The organism is Methylobacterium sp. AC433 (assembly GCF_979253015.1).
This window is the reverse complement of the sequence record NZ_CEEDBN010000014.1, coordinates 106,030-125,063: the sequence shown is the minus strand read 5'-3', so window position 1 is coordinate 125,063 and position 19,034 is coordinate 106,030. Positions and strand designations below refer to the sequence as shown.

Annotated in this window: 13 protein-coding genes, 1 tRNA gene and 2 pseudogenes; 7 read left to right on the top strand and 9 right to left on the bottom strand. The window is 62.7% G+C overall.

Annotation, left to right across the window (positions count from 1 at the left end):
* Positions 1 to 70: 70 nt before the first annotated feature.
* Positions 71 to 1,618 carry an ATPase domain-containing protein gene (locus AC0IWM_RS18365; RefSeq protein WP_471757295.1) on the top strand — a complete coding sequence of 516 codons (1,548 nt, stop codon included), beginning with the start codon at positions 71 to 73 and terminating at the stop codon, positions 1,616 to 1,618.
* Complete coding sequence (locus tag AC0IWM_RS18360; RefSeq protein ID WP_471757293.1) at positions 1,605 to 2,645, top strand: sensor histidine kinase; 1,041 nt, start codon at positions 1,605 to 1,607, stop codon at positions 2,643 to 2,645. The genes AC0IWM_RS18365 and AC0IWM_RS18360 overlap by 14 nt, the downstream gene beginning before the upstream one ends.
* A 21-nt stretch (positions 2,646 to 2,666) precedes the next feature.
* Here the strand turns inward: AC0IWM_RS18360 and AC0IWM_RS18355 are convergent, their stop codons facing one another.
* Positions 2,667 to 3,359: a GntR family transcriptional regulator gene (locus AC0IWM_RS18355; RefSeq protein ID WP_056477473.1), complete on the bottom strand. Its 693-nt coding sequence runs from the start codon at positions 3,357 to 3,359 to the stop codon at positions 2,667 to 2,669.
* A gap of 642 nt (positions 3,360 to 4,001) precedes the next feature.
* On the opposite strand from AC0IWM_RS18355, the gene oxc reads away from it, so the two are divergent.
* Together oxc and frc are read left to right on the top strand one after the other, a co-directional pair.
* The gene (oxc, locus tag AC0IWM_RS18350) at positions 4,002 to 5,783 is read left to right on the top strand and encodes an oxalyl-CoA decarboxylase (RefSeq protein ID WP_471757291.1); all 1,782 of its coding nucleotides are present in this window, start codon (positions 4,002 to 4,004) and stop codon (positions 5,781 to 5,783) included.
* Positions 5,784 to 5,966: 183 nt separating this feature from the next.
* Entirely contained in the window at positions 5,967 to 7,241 is a 1,275-nt protein-coding gene (frc, locus tag AC0IWM_RS18345; protein ID WP_471757289.1) for a formyl-CoA transferase, read from the top strand.
* Positions 7,242 to 7,342: 101 nt separating this feature from the next.
* On the opposite strand, the gene AC0IWM_RS18340 is transcribed toward frc, so the two are convergent.
* The 4 genes from AC0IWM_RS18340 to AC0IWM_RS18325 form a co-directional block, all read right to left on the bottom strand.
* Positions 7,343 to 7,504 (bottom strand): hypothetical protein, encoded by a 162-nt coding sequence (locus tag AC0IWM_RS18340; RefSeq protein WP_471757287.1) that lies wholly within the window; start codon positions 7,502 to 7,504, stop codon positions 7,343 to 7,345.
* A gap of 107 nt (positions 7,505 to 7,611) precedes the next feature.
* Positions 7,612 to 9,423, bottom strand: coding sequence for a DEAD/DEAH box helicase family protein (locus tag AC0IWM_RS18335; RefSeq protein ID WP_471757285.1), 1,812 nt, complete (start codon positions 9,421 to 9,423; stop codon positions 7,612 to 7,614).
* Positions 9,424 to 9,513: 90 nt separating this feature from the next.
* The gene (locus tag AC0IWM_RS18330; protein ID WP_055957098.1) at positions 9,514 to 9,795 is read right to left on the bottom strand and encodes a hypothetical protein; all 282 of its coding nucleotides are present in this window, start codon (positions 9,793 to 9,795) and stop codon (positions 9,514 to 9,516) included.
* A gap of 282 nt (positions 9,796 to 10,077) precedes the next feature.
* Complete coding sequence (locus AC0IWM_RS18325; protein WP_471757283.1) at positions 10,078 to 10,488, bottom strand: CBS domain-containing protein; 411 nt, start codon at positions 10,486 to 10,488, stop codon at positions 10,078 to 10,080.
* Positions 10,489 to 10,626: 138 nt separating this feature from the next.
* On the opposite strand from AC0IWM_RS18325, the gene AC0IWM_RS18320 reads away from it, so the two are divergent.
* Positions 10,627 to 10,989 carry a hypothetical protein gene (locus AC0IWM_RS18320; protein WP_471757281.1) on the top strand — a complete coding sequence of 121 codons (363 nt, stop codon included), beginning with the start codon at positions 10,627 to 10,629 and terminating at the stop codon, positions 10,987 to 10,989.
* Positions 10,990 to 11,225: 236 nt separating this feature from the next.
* A complete protein-coding gene (gene oxlT, locus AC0IWM_RS18315) occupies positions 11,226 to 12,542 on the top strand; it encodes an oxalate/formate MFS antiporter (protein ID WP_471757279.1) in 1,317 nt (438 codons plus the stop codon).
* A 618-nt stretch (positions 12,543 to 13,160) separates the two neighbouring features.
* Here oxlT and AC0IWM_RS18310 read toward each other — a convergent pair.
* The 4 genes and pseudogenes from AC0IWM_RS18310 to AC0IWM_RS18295 all read right to left on the bottom strand — a co-directional run.
* A pseudogene (locus AC0IWM_RS18310) lies at positions 13,161 to 13,549 on the bottom strand (transposase family protein); the annotation flags it as partial.
* A gap of 211 nt (positions 13,550 to 13,760) precedes the next feature.
* Positions 13,761 to 13,835: transfer RNA gene (locus AC0IWM_RS18305), tRNA-Gly, on the bottom strand.
* Between the two features lie 928 nt (positions 13,836 to 14,763).
* The gene (locus AC0IWM_RS18300) at positions 14,764 to 16,074 is read right to left on the bottom strand and encodes a hypothetical protein (protein ID WP_471757277.1); all 1,311 of its coding nucleotides are present in this window, start codon (positions 16,072 to 16,074) and stop codon (positions 14,764 to 14,766) included.
* 1,071 nt (positions 16,075 to 17,145) lie between these two features.
* Positions 17,146 to 17,354: pseudogene (locus AC0IWM_RS18295) on the bottom strand (transposase family protein); the annotation flags it as partial.
* 276 nt (positions 17,355 to 17,630) lie between these two features.
* Between AC0IWM_RS18295 and AC0IWM_RS18290 the strand changes: the two are divergent.
* The gene (locus AC0IWM_RS18290) at positions 17,631 to 19,016 is read left to right on the top strand and encodes an McrB family protein (protein WP_471757275.1); all 1,386 of its coding nucleotides are present in this window, start codon (positions 17,631 to 17,633) and stop codon (positions 19,014 to 19,016) included.
* Positions 19,017 to 19,034 lie beyond the last annotated feature (18 nt).

The window sequence follows — 19,034 nt, the reverse complement described above, 5'->3', positions numbered from 1 at the left end:
ATAAATACCGGCGACGTCGCGGGGCCTCGCACCTATGGTGTGCCTCGTTCGATACGTTGCGGAATCATCCATGCAGACCCCCGTCGCCGGCGACGCCGCGCCGATCCCGACCGGAGTGCCGGGCCTCGACGAGATCCTTCACGGCGGCTACGCGGCCCAGCGCGCCCACCTCATCGAGGGGCGGCCGGGAAGCGGCAAGACCACACTCGGACTGCAGTTCCTCCTCGACGGCCTGAAGCGGGGCGAGCGCGGCCTGTACATCACGCTCTCGGAGAGCCGGCGCGAGCTCCTGTCCGTCGCCGAGCGCCATGGCTGGTCCCTGGACGGCATCGAGATATACGAGTTGGTGCCGCCCGAACTCAGCCTGGATTCCGAGCAGCAGCAGAGCCTCATCCATTCCTCCGACCTCGAACTCGGCGAGACGGTCCGGATGGCCCTGGCCGAGATCGAGCGCGTGAATCCGGTCCGAGTGGTGTTCGACAGCCTGTCGGAGATTCGCCTTCTGTCGCAGGGTTCCCTGCGCTACCGGCGACAGGTGCTGGCGCTGAAGAGCTACTTCCTGCTCAACGACGCGACCGTGCTGATGCTCGACGACCTCAGCTCCGAAGACGACGACCTCAACCTGCACTCGATCAGCCACGCGGTGCTGCGGCTGGAGCAGGTGACGCCGACCTACGGGGCCGGGCGCCGCCGGCTCCACGTCATCAAGATGCGGGGCACGCCCTACGAGAGCGGCTACCACGACTTCGTGCTCAAGCGCGGCGGCGTGCGCATCTTCCCCCGACTCGTCGCGGCGGACCACCATGCCACGTTCGAGGCCGAGACCGTCGCCTGCGGTGTGCCGGAACTCGACGCGGTCCTCGGGGGCGGCCTCGATCGAGGTACTACGAGCCTCATCATCGGCCCATCCGGCGCCGGCAAGTCCACCCTGGCGCTCGGCTACCTCATGGCTGCGCTCGACCGCGGCGAGCACGGGCTCATCATCAGCTTCGACGAGACCGTCGGCATTCTGCGACGGCGCGCCACTGGGATCGGCTTCGCGATCGGCCCTCATATCGCGTCCGGCCGCCTGAGGATCGAGCAGATGGACCCGGCCGACATCTCGGCGGGCGACTTCGCCGGGCGAATCCGCGACGCGGTCGAGACCGATCAGGCGCGCGTCGTGGTCATCGACAGCCTCACCGGCTACATGAGCGCCATGACCGGGCAGCCGCACTTGGTGCTGCAGATGCACGAGATGACCACCTACCTGAACCAGCAGGGCGTGGTGACGATTCTGGTGCTCGCCCAACACGGCATGGTGGGGCGGATGGAGGCGCCGGTCGACCTCACCTATGTCAGTGACACCGTGGTGATGCTGCGCTTCTTCGAGGCAGGCGGCCATGTGCGCCGTGCCCTCTCGGTTCTTAAGAAGCGTACCGGCCCCCACGAGGACACGATCCGTGAGTTCCGGATCGACTCGCGGGGACTGCGGGTCGGAGCGGTCCTGAAGGATTTCCGCGGCGTGCTCACCGGCGTGCCGACATTCGAGGGCAGCCGCGCCGAACTCCTCGACGATCGGCCGCCGGCAGCCACGCAGATCACCGGCAGCCCGTCGGGATCCCATGGCGCAACCTGAGCCTTTCGCACTGATCCTGGCCCCTGGCGGTCGCGATGCGCGGGTTGCCGCGGCGATCCTGGCGGAGGTCGGCATCGCTTCGCGGATCAAAGTCAGCTTGGCCGACCTCGTGGCGGACCTCGACGCGGCCGCCTGCGCGGTGATCACCGAGGAGGCGCTCCTGCATTCCGACCGCCGGGCGATCGCCGAATGGTCCGAGCGCCAGCCCCCCTGGTCCGACTTCCCCTTCATCCTGCTCAATCATCGCGGCGCCTCGCCCGACGAGCGCTTGAGTGGACTTCTCGGCAACGTCACTCTGCTGGAGCGGCCGTTCCACCCGGCGGTGCTCGCCAATGCCGTCCGCTCGGCGCTGCGAGCCCGACGGCGTCAATGGGAGGTGGCGGCCCATCTCGACGAGCGCCAGAAGACTCACGAGCGCCAGGCCCTGCTGATCCGCGAATTGCATCACCGGGTGAAGAACACGCTGGCGACGGTGCAGGGGCTTCTCGGCGCCACCGCGCGCTCGACCCACGACGTCGAGACCTTCTACCAGTCCTTCTCGAACCGAATCGTCTCCCTGGGCAAGACGCACACGCTGCTGACCGAGGATTACTGGCAGACCGCGCCGCTGCACGAACTGCTGGAGAACGAGCTCAGCCCTTACAACGACGCTCAGGGTCAGCGCATTCACCTCGACGGACCGGTGATCGAGCTGGCGGCCGACTTGGCCGTCCCGACCGGGATGGCCTTCCACGAGCTGACCACCAATGCGGCGAAGCACGGGGCTCTGTCCGCGCCAGGCGGCCGGATTTCCATCGTCTGGAACGTCGTGCCCGGCGAGACCGGGCGGCGTCTGACCCTCGACTGGACGGAATCCGGTGGGCCTGCGGTGTCCCCTCCGAAGCGCAAGGGTTTCGGCTCCACCCTGCTGCAGCGCGTTCTGGCCCAGCAGTGTAATGCCACCGTGGCGATCGACTATGCGGAGAGCGGCCTGCACTTCCACATGGAGGCGCCATTGCCCGAGGAGCGGCTGGTCCCGACCTACTGAGGGATCGCCGTCTAGATGCCCTCAGTCGAGATAGTCGCCGTACTTCTCGACGTGGCGGGCAAGGCCCAGGCCGTGCTCGCGCACCAGGCGCTCGGCGCGCTCCGCATCCCGCGCTTCGAGCGCCTGGATGATCTCGACATGCTCCTTGATCGAGTTCGCAGCCCGATCGCCTTGACGCAGGGCGGTGTTGCGGATGCCGCGGACATGCATGAGCAGGTTGCTGGTGATGTCCTTGATCACGTCACAGCCGCCCAGGGAGATGATCTTCTGGTGGAAGCGGATGTTGGCGTCGGAGTACTCGTCCATATGATCGGTGGGACGCCCCTCGTAGAATTCGGGGAAGTGCACCCGCAGACAGCCGAGTTGCTCGTCGGTGGCATGCTCGCAGGCGAGCCGCGCGGCCATGCTCTCCAGGGCCGACCAGGCCTGGATCATCGCGACGATTTCCTTCTTCGACTTCTTGATTACGAAGACGCCGCGGCGGGCCTCGAACCGGACGAAGCCCTCCTGCTCCAGCACCGTAAGGGCTTCGCGGACGGGCGTACGGCTGACGCCCAGATCCTGCGACAGCTTCCGCTCGTCGAGTCTGACCTCGTCGCGCTGGCTGTAGATATTCATATTGGTGATGGCTTCTTTCAGCGCATCATAGGCGAGCGCACGCAAGCTCGACGTCGCGGCGAGCGGCTTGATCTGAAAGGTCGTGGACTCAACCATGCTTACACCTGGAACGATCGCTAGGACGCTGACGCACCGCCAATTTGGCCTGGAACATGCCGAACCCGCTCCCGGAACACAAGGAAAGCTGAGCGATTGAGCCGGGACAAGATCTGAGTATCCCCCCTGCAACAACAACATAGCTGCGTCGACTCACTAAGCTGTGACGTCGAGCCGACCGTTCCTCTCGCGCGGCACCAGCCGCTTTCGCTCGCTTCCAGCCAGCGACCCAGCGAACCGCCCGAAGGCGAAGCCTGTACCGGACTTCCGCGCTTCGACCAGATCCGGTTTGACACTTGGTATTTGGTATGCCACCATTCTTGAACTGGCAACCGGGCGGTCGGGACTGGCAGCACTGCATTTAACACAATCCTCGGACCGGTTCATCTCGCAACGCACATAGAGCGCCGAGTGATCGATCCGGCGAAGACTGTTATCGTAAGGCATCTCTCGGCCAAGGCCGGCTGGAAACCTGAGCCCACCAGAACTGAAGGTCAGGATTTCTGAAACACAGGTCGACGCCCCGGCTCCACGCTCGGGACGTTCCGGAACGCGCCCGCGTCCAACCCTGCCCGTCACGCTCGAACACGACCAAAAATGGCGCTCCATCCAACGAGAAGCGCCGAAACTGGAGGAAACACCATGGATAGAACCGCTGGCTCCGAATCCACGCAGGCCGTCCACGACGTCGCCACCGGCGTCGGTGTCACGTCCGATCATGCGGGTGAGCAGATCGACGGCTTCCACCTCGTCATCGACGCGCTGAAGCTTAACGGCATCAACAACATCTACGGCGTGCCCGGCATTCCGATCACCGATCTCGGCCGCCTCGCGCAGGCCGCCGGCATGCGCGTCATCTCCTTCCGCCACGAGCAGCACGCCGGCAACGCCGCCGCGATCGCGGGCTTCCTCACCAAGAAGCCCGGCATCTGCCTGACCGTCTCCGCGCCCGGCTTCCTCAACGGTCTGACGGCGCTGGCCAACGCCACCACCAACTGCTTCCCGATGATCCTGATCTCGGGCTCCTCCGAGCGCGAGATCGTCGATCTGCAGCAGGGCGATTACGAGGAGATGGATCAGCTCGCCATCGCCAAGCCCCTGTGCAAGGCCGCCTTCCGCGTGCTGCACGCCGCTGACATCGGCATCGCCGTTGCTCGCGCCATCCGCGCCGCCGTCTCCGGCCGCCCGGGCGGCGTCTATCTCGACCTGCCCGCCAAGCTGTTCTCCCAGGTCATGGACGCCGAGGCCGGCGCCAAGTCCCTGGTCAAGGTGATCGACGCCGCTCCCGCGCAACTGCCGGCCCCGAGTGCCATCACCCGTGCGCTCGACGTGCTCAAGGGCGCCAAGCGTCCGCTGATCGTTCTCGGCAAGGGCGCCGCCTACGCCCAGGCCGACGAGGAGGTCCGCAACCTCGTCGAGCGCAGCGGTATCCCCTACGTGCCGATGAGCATGGCCAAGGGCCTCCTCCCCGACACCCATCCGCAATCGGCCGGCGCGGCCCGCTCCCTCGTGCTGAAGGAGGCGGACGTCGTCCTTCTGGTCGGTGCGCGACTGAACTGGCTGCTCTCGCATGGCAAGGGCAAGACCTGGGGCGCCCCCGGCTCGAAGAAGTTCATCCAGATCGACATCGAGCCGAAGGAAATGGACTCGAACGTCGAGATCGTCGCTCCGGTGGTCGGCGACATCGGCTCCTGCGTCACCGCCCTCCTCGACGGCATGGGCCAGAACTGGCAGGCGCCCCCCGCGGCCTGGACCGATGCGATCCGGACCAAGAAGGAGGAGAACCTCGCCAAGATGGCCTCGAAGCTGAAGAAGAACTCGGCTCCGATGGACTTCCACGGAGCGCTGGGCGCACTCCGGACCATCATCAAGGAGCGGCCCGACGCGATCCTCGTCAACGAGGGCGCCAATACCCTCGACCTCGCCCGCGGCATCATCGATATGTACCAGCCGCGCAAGCGCCTCGATGTCGGCACCTGGGGCATCATGGGCATCGGCATGGGCTTTGCGGTGGCGGCCGCCGTCGAGACCGGTAAGCCGGTCCTCGCAGTGGAGGGCGACTCGGCCTTCGGCTTCTCCGGTATGGAGGTCGAGACGATCTGCCGGTACGATCTGCCGGTCTGCATCGTGGTCTTCAACAACAACGGCATCTATCGCGGCACCGACACCGATCCCACCGGCCGCGATCCCGGGACCACGGTGTTCGTGAAAGACTCGCGCTACGACAAGATGATGGAGGCCTTCGGCGGCGTCGGCGTCCACGTCACGACGCCGGATGAGCTCTCCCAGGCGGTCAACGCGGCGATGGATTCGGGCAAGCCCACCCTGATCAACGCCGTGATCGACCCCGCCGCCGGCACCGAGAGTGGCAACATCGGCAGCCTGAACCCGACGAGCACCGTGGTCCGCAAGAAGACCGCCTGAGCTGACGGACACCGGCACCTCCGGAGATCGGCTTCGTCTCCGGAGGCACGGTGCGGCCTCTGCCGGGGGCTCCGGCTCCGGCCAGGGCGGCGCCGTCAACGCCGCGCGGGAGGGCCTCCTCCCCTCGGTCGTCGTTTCGCCGAATGTCCGCGCTGAAGTCTCCCGGATAGGTGAGCCTGTGCCATGAAAGCCCTCGAAGGCGTCAAGATCCTCGACTTCACGCACGTCCAGTCGGGCCCGACCTGCACGCAGCTGCTGGCCTGGTTCGGCGCGGACGTGATCAAGGTCGAGCGGCCGGGCGTGGGCGATGCCACGCGTCAGCAGTTGCAGGACATCCCCGATGTGGACAGCCTGTATTTCACGATGCTGAACCACAACAAGCGCTCGATCACCCTCGACACCAAGAATCCGAAGGGCATCGAGGTGCTGTGGCGCCTGATCGACGAGTGCGACGTCCTCGTCGAGAACTTCGCTCCCGGTGCTCTCGCTCGGATGGGTCTGACCTGGGAGGCGATCCACGTCGCCAACCCGCGCATGATCCTCGCCTCGGTGAAAGGATTCGGCCCCGGCGCCTACGAGAACTGCAAGGTCTACGAGAACGTGGCGCAATGCGTTGGCGGCGCTGCCTCCACCACGGGGTTTCGCACCGATATCCCGATGGTGACGGGGGCCCAGATCGGCGACTCCGGCACCGGCCTCCATCTGGCGCTGGGCATCGTCACAGCCCTGTACCACCGGACCCAGACCGGCCTCGGCCAGCGCGTCGACTGCGCCATGCAGGACGGGGTGCTCAACCTGTGCCGCGTCAAGCTGCGCGACCAGCAGCGCCTCGAGCGCGGTCCCTTGCCGGAATACAGCCAGTTCGGCGAGGGTATCGCGTTCGGCGATTCGGTGCCGCGCGCCGGCAATGATTCCGGGGGTGGCCAGCCGGGCCGTATCCTCAAGTGCAAGGGCTGGGAGACCGACCCGAACGCCTACATCTACTTCATCACGCAGGGAGCTGTGTGGCCGCAGATCTGCGACGTCATCGGCGAACCCGCCTGGGCGACCCATCCCGACTACGCCACGCCGAAGGCTCGCCTGCCGCACCTGAACGAGATCTTCACCCGCATCGAATCCTGGACGATGTCGAAGACCAAGTTCGAGGCGATGGAGATCCTCAACGCTCTGCACGTGCCGTGCGGCCCGATCCTCTCCATGAAGGAGATCGCGGAGGACGAATCCCTGCGCAAGTCCGGCACCGTGGTGGAAGTCGATCACCCCACTCGCGGCAAGTACCTGACGGTGGGCAATCCCATCCGGCTCTCGGCGAGCGAGACCGAGATCACCCGGTCGCCCCTGCTCGGCGAGCACACCGAGGAGATCCTTTCCGAGGTCCTCGGCTACTCGGAAGCCGAGCGCCTCAAGATCGCCGAGTCCGGCGCCATCGGCTCAGTCCGGAAGATCGCCGCCGAGTAATCCCGTCCCTCAACCCGGTTTCTCCTCCCAACTCGCGCGGCCTCGATCCCTCGATGCCGCGCTTCCTTTGGGAAGACTGGTCCTCGGACCGGTCGAACGGCTCAGGCGATGCCGGCGAAGCGGCCGTGGCCGGCACCGGCAACGATCTCGTTGTGGCCCTCGACGGACCCGCTGTCCTGCGACAGCCAATCGGCGAGCTTGATCACCAGCACGACCTGCAGGGCGATGAGGGCGAAGGTCGTTACGAGGATGGATGCGAGCACGGGCGGCCTCCTAACAGCATATTGCACTGCAGTTTTCTCATGCCGCACTGCAAATTAACAGGTAGCCGACGGTAATTTTCCTTGACGCCGCGCCTTTGTGAACGCCGTCAGGTCGGTGGTTCAGGCGCTGCGTCCTCGCCCCAGGCACCGAGGGTGCATGCCCCGTTAATCCGGAGGGCCTCGCCGGTGTCCACGGTCGCCTCCGCCGACGAGAGCACATCCAGAGCGGTCAGTACCCGATGCACGATCGGGTCCGCCTCGGCGAGCATCGGCGCGAGACTGGCGAGGCGCCCGTTCTCGAGATGCGCGAGCACCCGCCCGGTGGCGTGATCGGCGAAGCGGATGATGGCCATCCGGCGCAGGCAATCCCGCAGGAAGGGCATCGCCCCGAGCGTTTCAGGGGGAGGAACGCCGACATAGACCGCCTCCGGATCGCGGGCCTGGATTTTGATGGCTTGATAGCGGTCGATGTCGAGCAGGACCTGAACGTCGAGGATGTTCATGACCCCGTTCGTCCCGAACGCGACAGTGCGGGGCCGCTGGCCCTCCGGCACACTGTTGTCGAGAAACTCGAAATGGACCTCCTTGTCGGGCCGCAGCACCCAGGTGAAGAAAAGCCGCGGCATGCCCGTATAGGCCTCGACATTGTGCGCCAGCAGGTCCTCCACCGCCTTGTAGCGGCCGAACTGCTCGCCGCGCTTCCAGGCTCGCTCCACCGTGGCGTCCGGCGGCGTGATCATGAATTGCATGTAAACCTGATGCCCGAAGCGGGTGAGGAGTTGGCTCCCCATCTCGGTGCCGGGATTGACCGCGAAGCTGTCGAAGCGGAAGCGGTCGATGAGGAGGTGGGAAATGCGCCCGGCATCCGCCTTGCGCGCCATGTAGCCGTCGAGCTTGCGGTCGACGATCTCGACCTCGTGGCCGGTGAGCGGTCCGGCGTAGCGTCGTGCTGGCCCCAGACTGTCGTAGTCGAGCAGGAACTTGCGCCAGACGTCGGGTGTGATCAGCGCGAAGTCCAGCCAGTCGAGCCCCAGGGCCTCGACCAGTGCCCGCTGGTAGGGCCGGATCGTGCTCTTGCCGGACGCGGAGGAGCCCTTGACGTTGAGGATCACCGGGGCTGGCTGCGCCTCCAAGCGGATGTAGCCATGGCGCGCCACGATCTCCTGGATCCAGGGCTCGATCATCTCGCCCAGGGCGCGGCTACCATAGCCGTTCGACACGAGGGTGCCGGCCAGCCTGCCGAGGAGCACCCGGTCGCGAATCAAGAAACCACGGCGACCGATGAGACTTGCGACCACGCAACGAAGCGCTGCACAGGCCGCTGATGCAAGAGGATCGTCGGTTGCGATAGCCCGAACCTGCCAAGCCTCGAGATGGTGCTCGGCTCGGCTCGCCGGGTCCCATCTCTCTTGCACGTGAGGGTTCGCGCTCCGATCGCGCAGGCGCCAGAAGCGAAGCCAAGACGCCGGCTCCGTGACCTCGGCACACGGATGACGCTCGTCCAGCATCGCGGCAATCTCGCTGTCCAAGAGCGCGGCGGCGGTGGAGCAAATCTCCGCATGGCGGGCGGCGATCTCCCGGGCATGATCCGCGATGCCCTCGCGCAGGATGGTCGAGACGATCGCGCGGAAATTCACGCCGAGATCGCCGTAGGTCTGTCCCATCGGCACGGACAGATCCGCCATCACGCGGATCAGGACCTCGTGGACCACCAGTCGCTCGGGCCGGAAACGGACGACCTGAGTCAGCGGCAACCCGCTGACATCGCTCATCTCATAGGCCTCGGCGAGGGGAGTCTCGACGTTCTCGGCGCGGAAGACGGTGGCCAGCGGGAGGATCGAGCGTGGCAAGCTCGATTCGATGCCGGGATTCCAGGGGCCGTGGACGTCGGCATCGACGACCGGCGGCGGGTTGGCCAAGGCATGGTTGGTCATGCCGAAGCACTCCGCTATCCGCGTGGGCCGGACCGCCTGAAATTCTCGCCCGGATACCTCTCAGGCGGCGTACGCTCAGGCGGCCTGGGGTTCCTCGATCGCCTCGAGACGAAGTTGGTACTGGTCGCCCCAGAGGTCGGCTGCCTTGCCGTACCAAGCCGCATCGAAGTACTTGCGGCAGCAGAACTCGCTGGTCCAGATGCAGACCGCGATCAGGCGACCGTCGACTACTTTCACGTGCCGACTGATCAGCCCGCTCGTGATCCCGGTCGACGGACACATGTCGATGCTGGTCATCCCGTAGCTATTCTCGCCGCTGAAGATCACCGGGCAGTCGAGGATTGCCAGGAAACGCATGGGGATCACTCCTTCAACTCCCTCATCGCGGATGACGGCACCCTGCCGAAGCCGCGAGCGATGATGGGTGCCAGCTCTCCTGAGCCGGCTTTGCTTCGCCCCACCCATCGGTGAGCGAGGCTAAAAAATCTGAGTTCAAACGCATTCCGCGTCAAGATTTGGGCACCGCAAAAGATTCTGGCTCAAAACCTCGGAATTCCTTCGCAGTGCAGGGACCGAACGTCGAACGTTTCTACACGAACTTCGCCGATCAATGACGGTTCCGATCTCAACCGAGGTCTGTCATGGGGCGGTCGATGCGTGTGGAGCTTCGGCAACACAATCCCAGATACTCTGGATCGAGTGCAGGCAGAGGCCGTCCATGATGGCGATGTGGTTGGTCTTGTGCGCGCAGAAAAGTTGCAGCCGGTCCGCCGGCGGGGTTCGCACGTCGGCAGTGACGAATTCCGGCGTGGTCAGCATCCAGACCAAACTGTCGAGGGTCTCCAGGCCCTTGTCGGACATGGAGCGGAAGATTTCCCGCTCCGTGAGTATTCCGATGAAGGAGCCAGTCTCGTCGCAGGCTCCGTCCACGACGATCAAAGCATCGACGTCCGGTGCCGAGAGGAGGCGCATCGCTTCGCGCACGGACCGGTCCATACGGATGTGGCGCACGCGCGAGGCTTGACTGCCAGGCTTCTGGCTCGCGCTCATGGCGCCGATCCTCCGGACTCGTGACGTCTTGTGAAGAAAGCCTGGTATACAGAATTTCAGCTGTCAACGCGCCCATTGAAATATCGTGCAGAAACACGCGACAGATCCGCTGATTTGTCGTTCACGGCTCCCCCTTCAATGCCGCTCGATAACGCCGACCGAGGCGGCGAACCACATATTTTGCCAGCAGTGATGCTGCGTCGCAGCAAGAAATTCTATAATCGACACCCTTGGATCCGTAGCCCCAACGTTCGTCCACCTGCGCACCGCATCACGCTTGTGCGCCACACCAGCTTTGCCGACCGGCATTATCGCGCACCTCCCCGATGCGCAGGCGTGGTCAAATTCATGGCGGACAAGCCGGAATTCACGCGCGGCCCTCTCTCAGGCCAATCGATGAAAGGACCAGATCACCGCCCTGCGCAGGTCGGTCAACGGCTCGGCGATCCGTCGCACCTCATCGGGACGTGGGCGCTGCAATCGGGCTGGACGACTTCCTGAATAGATGAAGAACGGCTGGTCAGGGCTCGAAAGTGCATCGAAAACTGGTGGCCACGCTGCATTGCGGGATCGATTTCTTGGAAACCAACTCTTGACGATCGGTTCGACGCGAGAGAGGCTGGTATTCCACATACCAAGCCGGCGACAAGCCCGGCGGCTAACGGCCCCCGTGCGCAGCATCGGACGCAGATCCGATCGCGTACTCGTTTCAGCAAGAGCCTACCGGAGGAAAAGCCATGTCGAGGGCGGAAACCACAACCGAGCGCGTATCTGACAGTTATCGATGGGGACAGCTCGTCATCGGCGTCATCTGCATGGTGATGATCGCCAATCTGCAATACGGATGGACGTTCTTCGTCCCTGACATCCAAAAGAAATTCGGCTTCGATCGCGCGGCGATCCAATGGGCCTTCACCCTGTTCGTTCTGTTCGAGACCTGGCTCGTTCCCGTCGAGGGCTGGTTCGTCGACAAGTACGGCCCGCGGGTGGTGGTGCTGTTCGGCGGCCTGCTGTGCGGCATCGGCTGGGTGGTCAACTCCTACGCCACCTCGTTGAACATGTTCTATCTCGGCCAGGTCATCGCCGGTATCGGTGCGGGCGCGGTCTACGGCACTTGTGTCGGCAGCGCCCTGAAATGGTTTCCGGACAAGCGCGGGCTGGCGGCCGGCATCATCGCGGCCGGCTTCGGCGCCGGTTCGGCCCTCACCGTCGCACCGATCCAGTGGATGATCGCCGATCACGGCTTCCAGGCCGCGTTCTTCAACTTCGGCATCGGTCAGGGTCTCGTTGTCTGCGCACTGGCGTTCTTCTTCACCTCGCCGAAGAAGGGGCAGGTTCCGGAGGCTGCCGCCAACACGAACGTCATCCAGACCCGGCGCAACTACACCCCCGGTGAGGTTGCCCGGCAGCCGATCTTCTGGCTGATGTACTTCATGTTCGTCATCGTGGGCGCCGGCGGCCTGATGATCACCGCTAACCTGAAGCCCATCGCTGCCGATATCGGTGTCGACAAGGTGCCCGTCACGATCATGGGCATCACCATGGTCGCCATCACCTTCGCGGCCACCATCGACCGCGTGCTCAACGGCCTGACCCGCCCGTTCTTCGGCTGGGTCTCGGACAAGATCGGTCGTGAGAACACCATGTTCGTCGCCTTCGCGATGGAAGGCTTCGGCATCTACATGCTCTACCTCTGGGGCCATGACCCGCTGTGGTTCGTGCTGCTCTCGGGCTTCGTGTTCTTTGCATGGGGCGAGATCTACTCTCTCTTTCCCTCGACCTGCACGGATACCTTCGGCACCAAGTTCGCCGCCACCAATGCGGGCCTGCTCTACACTGCGAAGGGCACCGCCGCGCTTCTGGTCCCGGTCGCGAACTATCTGCAGCAGGCGACCAACAGCTGGGATGGCGTCTTCCTGGTGGCCGCCGGCGCAAACATCCTCGCCTCGCTCCTCGCCATCGCGGTGCTGAAGCCCTGGCGCAAGCGCGTCGTGGCCCAGGCGCTTGCCGTCTCCGAAGAGACCAAGCCGGCCCCCCGCATCGTCGCGGCCTGACGGCCTAACCGAAGCAATCGAAGAAGACCCGCGGGGGCCGGACGCCAAGTCCTGGCCCCCGCGCCCGTTTCAGCCCCGCCCGATCGCTTCGCAGGAGATCGCCGATGCCACCGACCTGGCGCCCGATGCACACGGCCCCGCGATCCGTCGCCCGAGTCTGGCTCAACCACGTGACCCTTGGGCCGATCCTGGCGGAGGGCCGACCCGGCCGCTGGTACGCCCCAAGCGCGGCCCGCCAGATCTGGCGCTGGTACCGTTCGGCCCAGTTGGACACCCTCGAGCCCTTCAGCGGCTGGCTGCCCTACGAAGCGTTCGCGAGCGACGCGAGCCCTTCGACGTTCGTTTCGGGTCAGACGGCGGGCTCGGGTCCATGCTCAGCGACGCGATCCCCGCAAGACATCCTCGGCGCCTGAAGAACCATCATCGAGACCCGGTGTCTTCGCGTTTCCGGAATCCGGTTGTCGTCGCGGGCTGGCACGGTGATTACCGGACTGTCTGCCCCGACCACGGTGCTCGTAGCGAACTTCGACTGTGCTCGGTGTTCAGTCCCGACGTGAGACGGGTCGGCTCGTATCCGAAGCGGCTCGGATCGCCTGCCCAGGCTCGGCAGGTCGCCTCGGGTTGGGACTTGAAGGCTTGGTTGCCGGGCCTGTCGCCGCCGACCTCAGGCAACGGGCTGATCCCGTGCCGCTGTAGACAGCGATGCCGTGACGAGCGGGTCAGGTGCGGGATGGGGACCTGGAGCGCGGAGAGGCAATCGTCCGGCGGCAACAGCGTGTGCCGGCGGACAAGCAACGATGATCGCTTCCTCTACGGTCGTGAGCGCGGTGGAGCGCGGCGCCTTCGGTCCCATCGCCGCGTCGTGCACGAAGGCATGCTTGCGCCATTCCGCGACCGTCCTGGGGTTCAGCCCATGCTGCGCGGCGAGGTCTTTGAGCGACGCTTTCGATCGCTGTCGCTCTGGCTGCGTGCGTGGTCGAGGCGCAGCCGTGAAGAAGCTGTCCCAGAACACCTCCCAGTCTGCAGCGACCTCAGCTAACTGGTGCCACCGCAATATAGGACTTCACACCTAGCGAAGGATGGGGCTGCGCTCGCGAATCAGACGCCTTAGAGCCCGGAGAGCCATTCGGCCGGTTGTACGTAGGTTGTACGGACAATCCAAAGGCCTGATCCGACCTCTCTCATTTTTTGATAACTAGCTGCACTACCTGATGTTTTTGGAGCGGGCGATCGGGATCGAACCGACGACATTCAGCTTGGGAAGCTGACGTTCTACCACTGAACTACGCCCGCATTAGGTTGCTTCTTGAACGGCTTAGGAGGCATATGTCAATGCCTTTCGTAACGGCGTCGGACGCTGCGTAGCACCTTTGTAGCAGGAGCGGCACAGCCTGGGAGAGAGCGCGGACCGAGTGAGTGTCGAGTGACTAACCGAGTGCGACCCAAACTGAAGACGAAGTGACCGACTCTAAACCATTGCAAACAAACGATACCGAGGAAGCATGTGCTCCGGGCCCGCGAAGCAGAGGAGAGAAAAAGAGAGACGACTCCCCCAAGGCCCCAAAACGGTATCGCGGAACGCCCCACTGGTCGGCGATCCTGACGGCTTCGCCTCGTGGTGGAACGAGTATCCTCGCCGGGACGGATCAAACCCGAGAGCACCGGCGCTGGCGAAGCACGCCTGGGCGCTCAAGCAAGGCGCGACGTCCGAAGGCATTCTGGCCGCGGCGAGAGAGTACCGTTCAGAGCTTGAGCGTCATGGGCGGATAGGACGAAGTACGTCAAGCAAACGAGGTTCTGGCTGTCCGACCGTCCCTGGGAGGATGTAGCTGTAGATACGCCTGCAGGCGGAGGCGACGACCCTTACCTTGCTAAGCTAACGGACGAACGCTGGCGTAACCATGTCCGGCACTGAAAGGCGACAATGGGCGATTGGGATCTTAAATCTCGCACGCCACCACCTGACGATCCGCGAACCAAGGTCCCGAATAGGATACTCACCGAGTTTGAACTCCCATAAGATACCCCACTGAATTTCAAGACATGACGTAAACTACGTTTGATTTAAATCACCATCATTAATCAGGTGGCCCCTCACAACGTCGTCTCTTCGTAGGCTGATCATGAGCAAAAAAAGAGGCGATATTCATAGAAACGATAAAGTGGTTACCAATCTCGGGATCAAATCTGCCAATAGCGACAAGCTTAGTATATAAACATGTCATTGAATCGAGGATATTGCTGGGTCCGGTTCTGAAAATTCGAACTCAACCCAGTCATCGCTATCATTTTCATCGGTTTTGATGACTCGTACAGCGGATGGAAGCTTCCCCTCTCGCAGTTTATTTTGAAACTCGGACTGAGGTCGACTTTCTTGCGGTCCGAGTTTCCTGCTCGCTTCAATATTTTTCGCGCCGCTATCATCAAGCCGTCGAATACCAGCTAGTACTTCCATGAGCTCTCGCGAGCTTAGGCGTATTTTATCTTTCGACACCGCGTATCCTCCATGATGACCGAGTCCATAGCCAGCTTCACGGGCACGTAACGCCGCATTGACAGGCATCTTTACTGGCTTCGGAAATTCCTCAATCATTCCCGTGAAGATTTTTCGGAGATCATCTTCGTATTCGCAATCCGAACGAACTACGAGATTGAAGCACATGTCGTAAGTTTTAGGATCAACGTTCAGCCAATTTGTATTAGATTGGCCGACGGTTATAAGCAGAACGAAGTCCATTGAAGAATACTGACGCAAATAATCTGACGCGATATTATACGCTGAAATATTGCTCATTTCAGTTTTGTTATGCGCCAGCGCAGCGCAATTGCCGTCACCAACGATCACCCCGGTAATACCCTCCGCTCCACGAAGCTGTGCCGCCTTTGGCCGCAAAGCATTAAAAAGAGCATTACGATCCTTTATTGTTGGAACGTCATAAGACGCATAGCCACCCTGACTGAATGGAGATTGCGAAGGATCAATCGTGATTTCTATGCCAACGTCGCCATCATCGATCACGACAGAGAGTATTGTCTTTCCAGCTTTGATCTGCTCGCGTAGCTCTGGCGCAACCCGATGATTGACAAACTTTTGTAGATCGCGTCGGGGCGGCAGTAGGAGAACCGTCCGCGTTCCTCGTGCATTCTGGTCGCGCCTCGATTTCACGCGCAAATCAACGCCCCCGATAGGAAGCCCCAAATTATTCTTGGTCTTTTCTACTAATTCGCTAAGCTCTTTGTATGGGTTTGCGTCGTCAAGTCCTTCGTCTGATACCACCGTGATATCAGCAGTAAATATACAGCTGTCGCCTTTGAAAAAAATGTCTGGCCGTCGTCCAGTTGGGAGAGGTTCCTCATTTTGCAGGCTGCCCTGTTTCGAAAGGCCGTGTAGGACTGCAACCTCATACATTGCCGCAAGCCGATCCCTTCCCGGCTGATTGAGGCGGGCAGCAAGTTTGTTGACAGCTGTTTCGTTGAGAGTCTCGCGTAAGATTTGTAATCTTCGTTGCAACGCTCGCCTAGCAAAGATCATATGACATTGTCCTGCATGCACTTAGTTGCTCTGAGGCCGACCGGAGGTGCCCGCCCCGTCTGATGGTTACTTGATGGCTGAATAGAAATCTCTAGACATCCGGATCCTATCCATTTTTGGGTGTTGCGAACCTCTCAATATGCCCGCGTCGAAATCGAAGCCTAAACTGCCTGAACGGTTCCTCGGTATCGAAGCGCATGGGTTCCCCACTCTCGTTTGCCTAGACTGATCACGCCCAGCCCTTGAAGCCAACCACTTGACTGGCTTGGAGATCGATAGCCTATGCCCCGATTGAAGAACCTCCGGCCACGCGTCGGCACTCACGACACACGTGTTGGTCGCGCAAAACTGTCTGCCGGCCAGCCAACTGTCAGACCATTTAAAAGCTAGGAGGCGCAACGTCGCTTCGAAAGTGCCGCCCGCCTGCCGTACGGACTTGGCCGATGGAAGGCCTTGCGGAAGGATCAGCTTCAACGCGAGCCCCTGTGTCGAATGTGCGAGGCGAATGGGAGGGTGACGCCAGCAACGGTCTGCGATCACGTCGAGCCCCACCGCGGTGACGTGGAGCGCTTCTGAGCTGGTCCATTCCAATCCGTGTGCGAACCCTGCCATAGCAGCCACAAGCAGCGCCAGGGCAGCGGCGGGACAGGCCTGACGGTCGAGTGCGCCGAGCGCCGTATGCCAACTGACCTGAAGTCCTCTCGCATTCCTTTGACCATCGTGTGCGGTCCGCCTGGGTCGGGCAAGTCCACCTACATCCGAGAACGCATCGGACCACGAGATACCCTGATCGACCTCGACGCCATCATGTCGGGCTTACCCGGATCGGCGCTCGCTTGCATGGTAAGTTACACCTATGCCTACGACCGGGGCGGGCGGCTCACGTCCGCACAACACGATTTCGTTGAGGTGCAGCGCGTGATTCACCCGACGCACGGCGCGGACCAAAGCTTGCCGTTTGCAAGCGACCCGACCTAACCGGCCTCCTCTCGATCCCGCCCCGTCGAGATCGCGCGGCTTGGCCGCCGTCCGCTGCATCCAGAAGGCGACGGGCAAGCCGTAGAGGACCTAGAGCTCGACGCGCCGGCCACCGAGCGGCAGGTCGGCGACCGGCGCTGGTAGCGGCTTTTGATGCGACGCGAAGGGACACGGCAGTCTGGGCAGGGCGTCTCTGCGGCTCTCGATCTCACAACCAGACCGATCCGGTCGGCGTCCACATCGTGATGATCGACGATGAACCCAGCGGGTACGAGGCTCTGCGACCGAAAGCGAGGGCGCATGCTGCGGCTCCATCATAGATGTCCGCAACCTCAACGCCGTCGGTATCAGCGAGAGTTAGTCAGAGCCCCGTTGGTACGCCGATCAGCCCCTCTGCCGTGTCCTTCTTCCACGCCGATGTTCATTCTCCGAATTGCGTAGGGCCGGGATTGCTGGGGGAACCCGGTTCTCCCCGGCTTTTTCGGACCTTCTGGACACTGGCGAGCGTTCGCGGATGACGGGTGATCACGCCATCTGCATGATGTGGACACAACCGAATCGACACGTGCCAGGACCTTATGCCAGCCGTCATGAAAATATTCGCCGGGCCTCCGGGCACGGGTAAGACCTACGCCGCCGCCCGCGAAGCAGTCCGTGTTCTAGTTCCGAGCGTCGCCGACGCCGACGTCGATGCTGAGCACCGGCGTCTTGTGGACGAAGGCCGGATCATCTGGGTTACGTTCCACCCCAGCTATTCTTACGAGGATTTTATCGAGGGCTTCCGGCCGGGGCGCAGCGACGCTGGGGCGGTAACATACGATATCGTCGCTGGGCCATTCTTGGAGGCTTGCAGGCTCTGCAAGGCTACTGTCAGCGCTGCCGATTTCAGAATCGGTGACGAGCTGGAGAAAAGTAGCGGTTCTGACAAATACAAGGTTGCACATGTAGACGCGGGCGGTATCGCATTGGAGAGCGACGACGACCGGAAAGGTTCGGTAAGCACTAAAAAGTATTTCTACGTTGATTTTTACACGCTGAAAAAATTTAGGGACGCGGGGCTCACCGAAGAAGACTTCTCGCTTGGAGGCGGCGACCCTAAGAAGCTGGCAAGACGGCAACAGGTGGCCAAGGCGATCGGTATGCCGACCACACTCCAGGCTAACGCCAGCCCGTTCCGCGCAGTTTATCGAAAAATTTTTTCCGGGAAGATCGAGATCATCGAACAGGACATCGTGTTGATAATCGACGAGATGAATCGGGCAGACCTTGCCAGGGTTATGGGCGAGCTCATCACTCTCATTGAGTTCGACAAGCGCGAGGGGGCGTCCGAGGAGCGCCGCGTCACCCTGACCTATTCGCGCCGCCGTCTGTCCGTACCCTCCCGCCTGTCCATTATCGGGACGATGAACACGGCCGACCGCTCGCTGGCCGCTATGGATCTGGCGATGCGGCGCCGCTTCGAGTTCAGCATCGTGCCGCCCGAACCGGCGCTTGTGGATGAGGCATACGGCCCCCTGAACACGCGGGAGTTCTTCAAAGCCATGAATGGACGGCTCGCTTACATTGGGGGCTCGGAGAACCTCATCGGGCACGCGGACTACATGGCATCGAAGCTCGACGACATGCGCGTCCGGGAGGGGTTCGACGATAGCGACGACGGGCGCCTGAAGGCCTTCGCACGGACCCTTCGGACCAAAACCCTGCCTTTTCTGATCGACCTTTTCCGCTCCGATTGGGCTCGCGTCCGCGCCGTGGCCGGACAGGGCCTGTTCGAAAGCGTCGAGCCTCCGTCTGATATCCCGGACGAGTTACGGGATGCTGTGGAGAATGAGGCTGCCGGGCTCTGGACAGCCGCTCCATGGTGGGATCCTCAGGGAGCCTGGGAAGGCGGCAAGTTCCTCGAAGCGCTCGTAGCCTACAAGGCCAGCCCACCTGCGGTAGCGTCCGCCACGCCTGCCCCATGAAGCTCCGGAGGCGCGAGG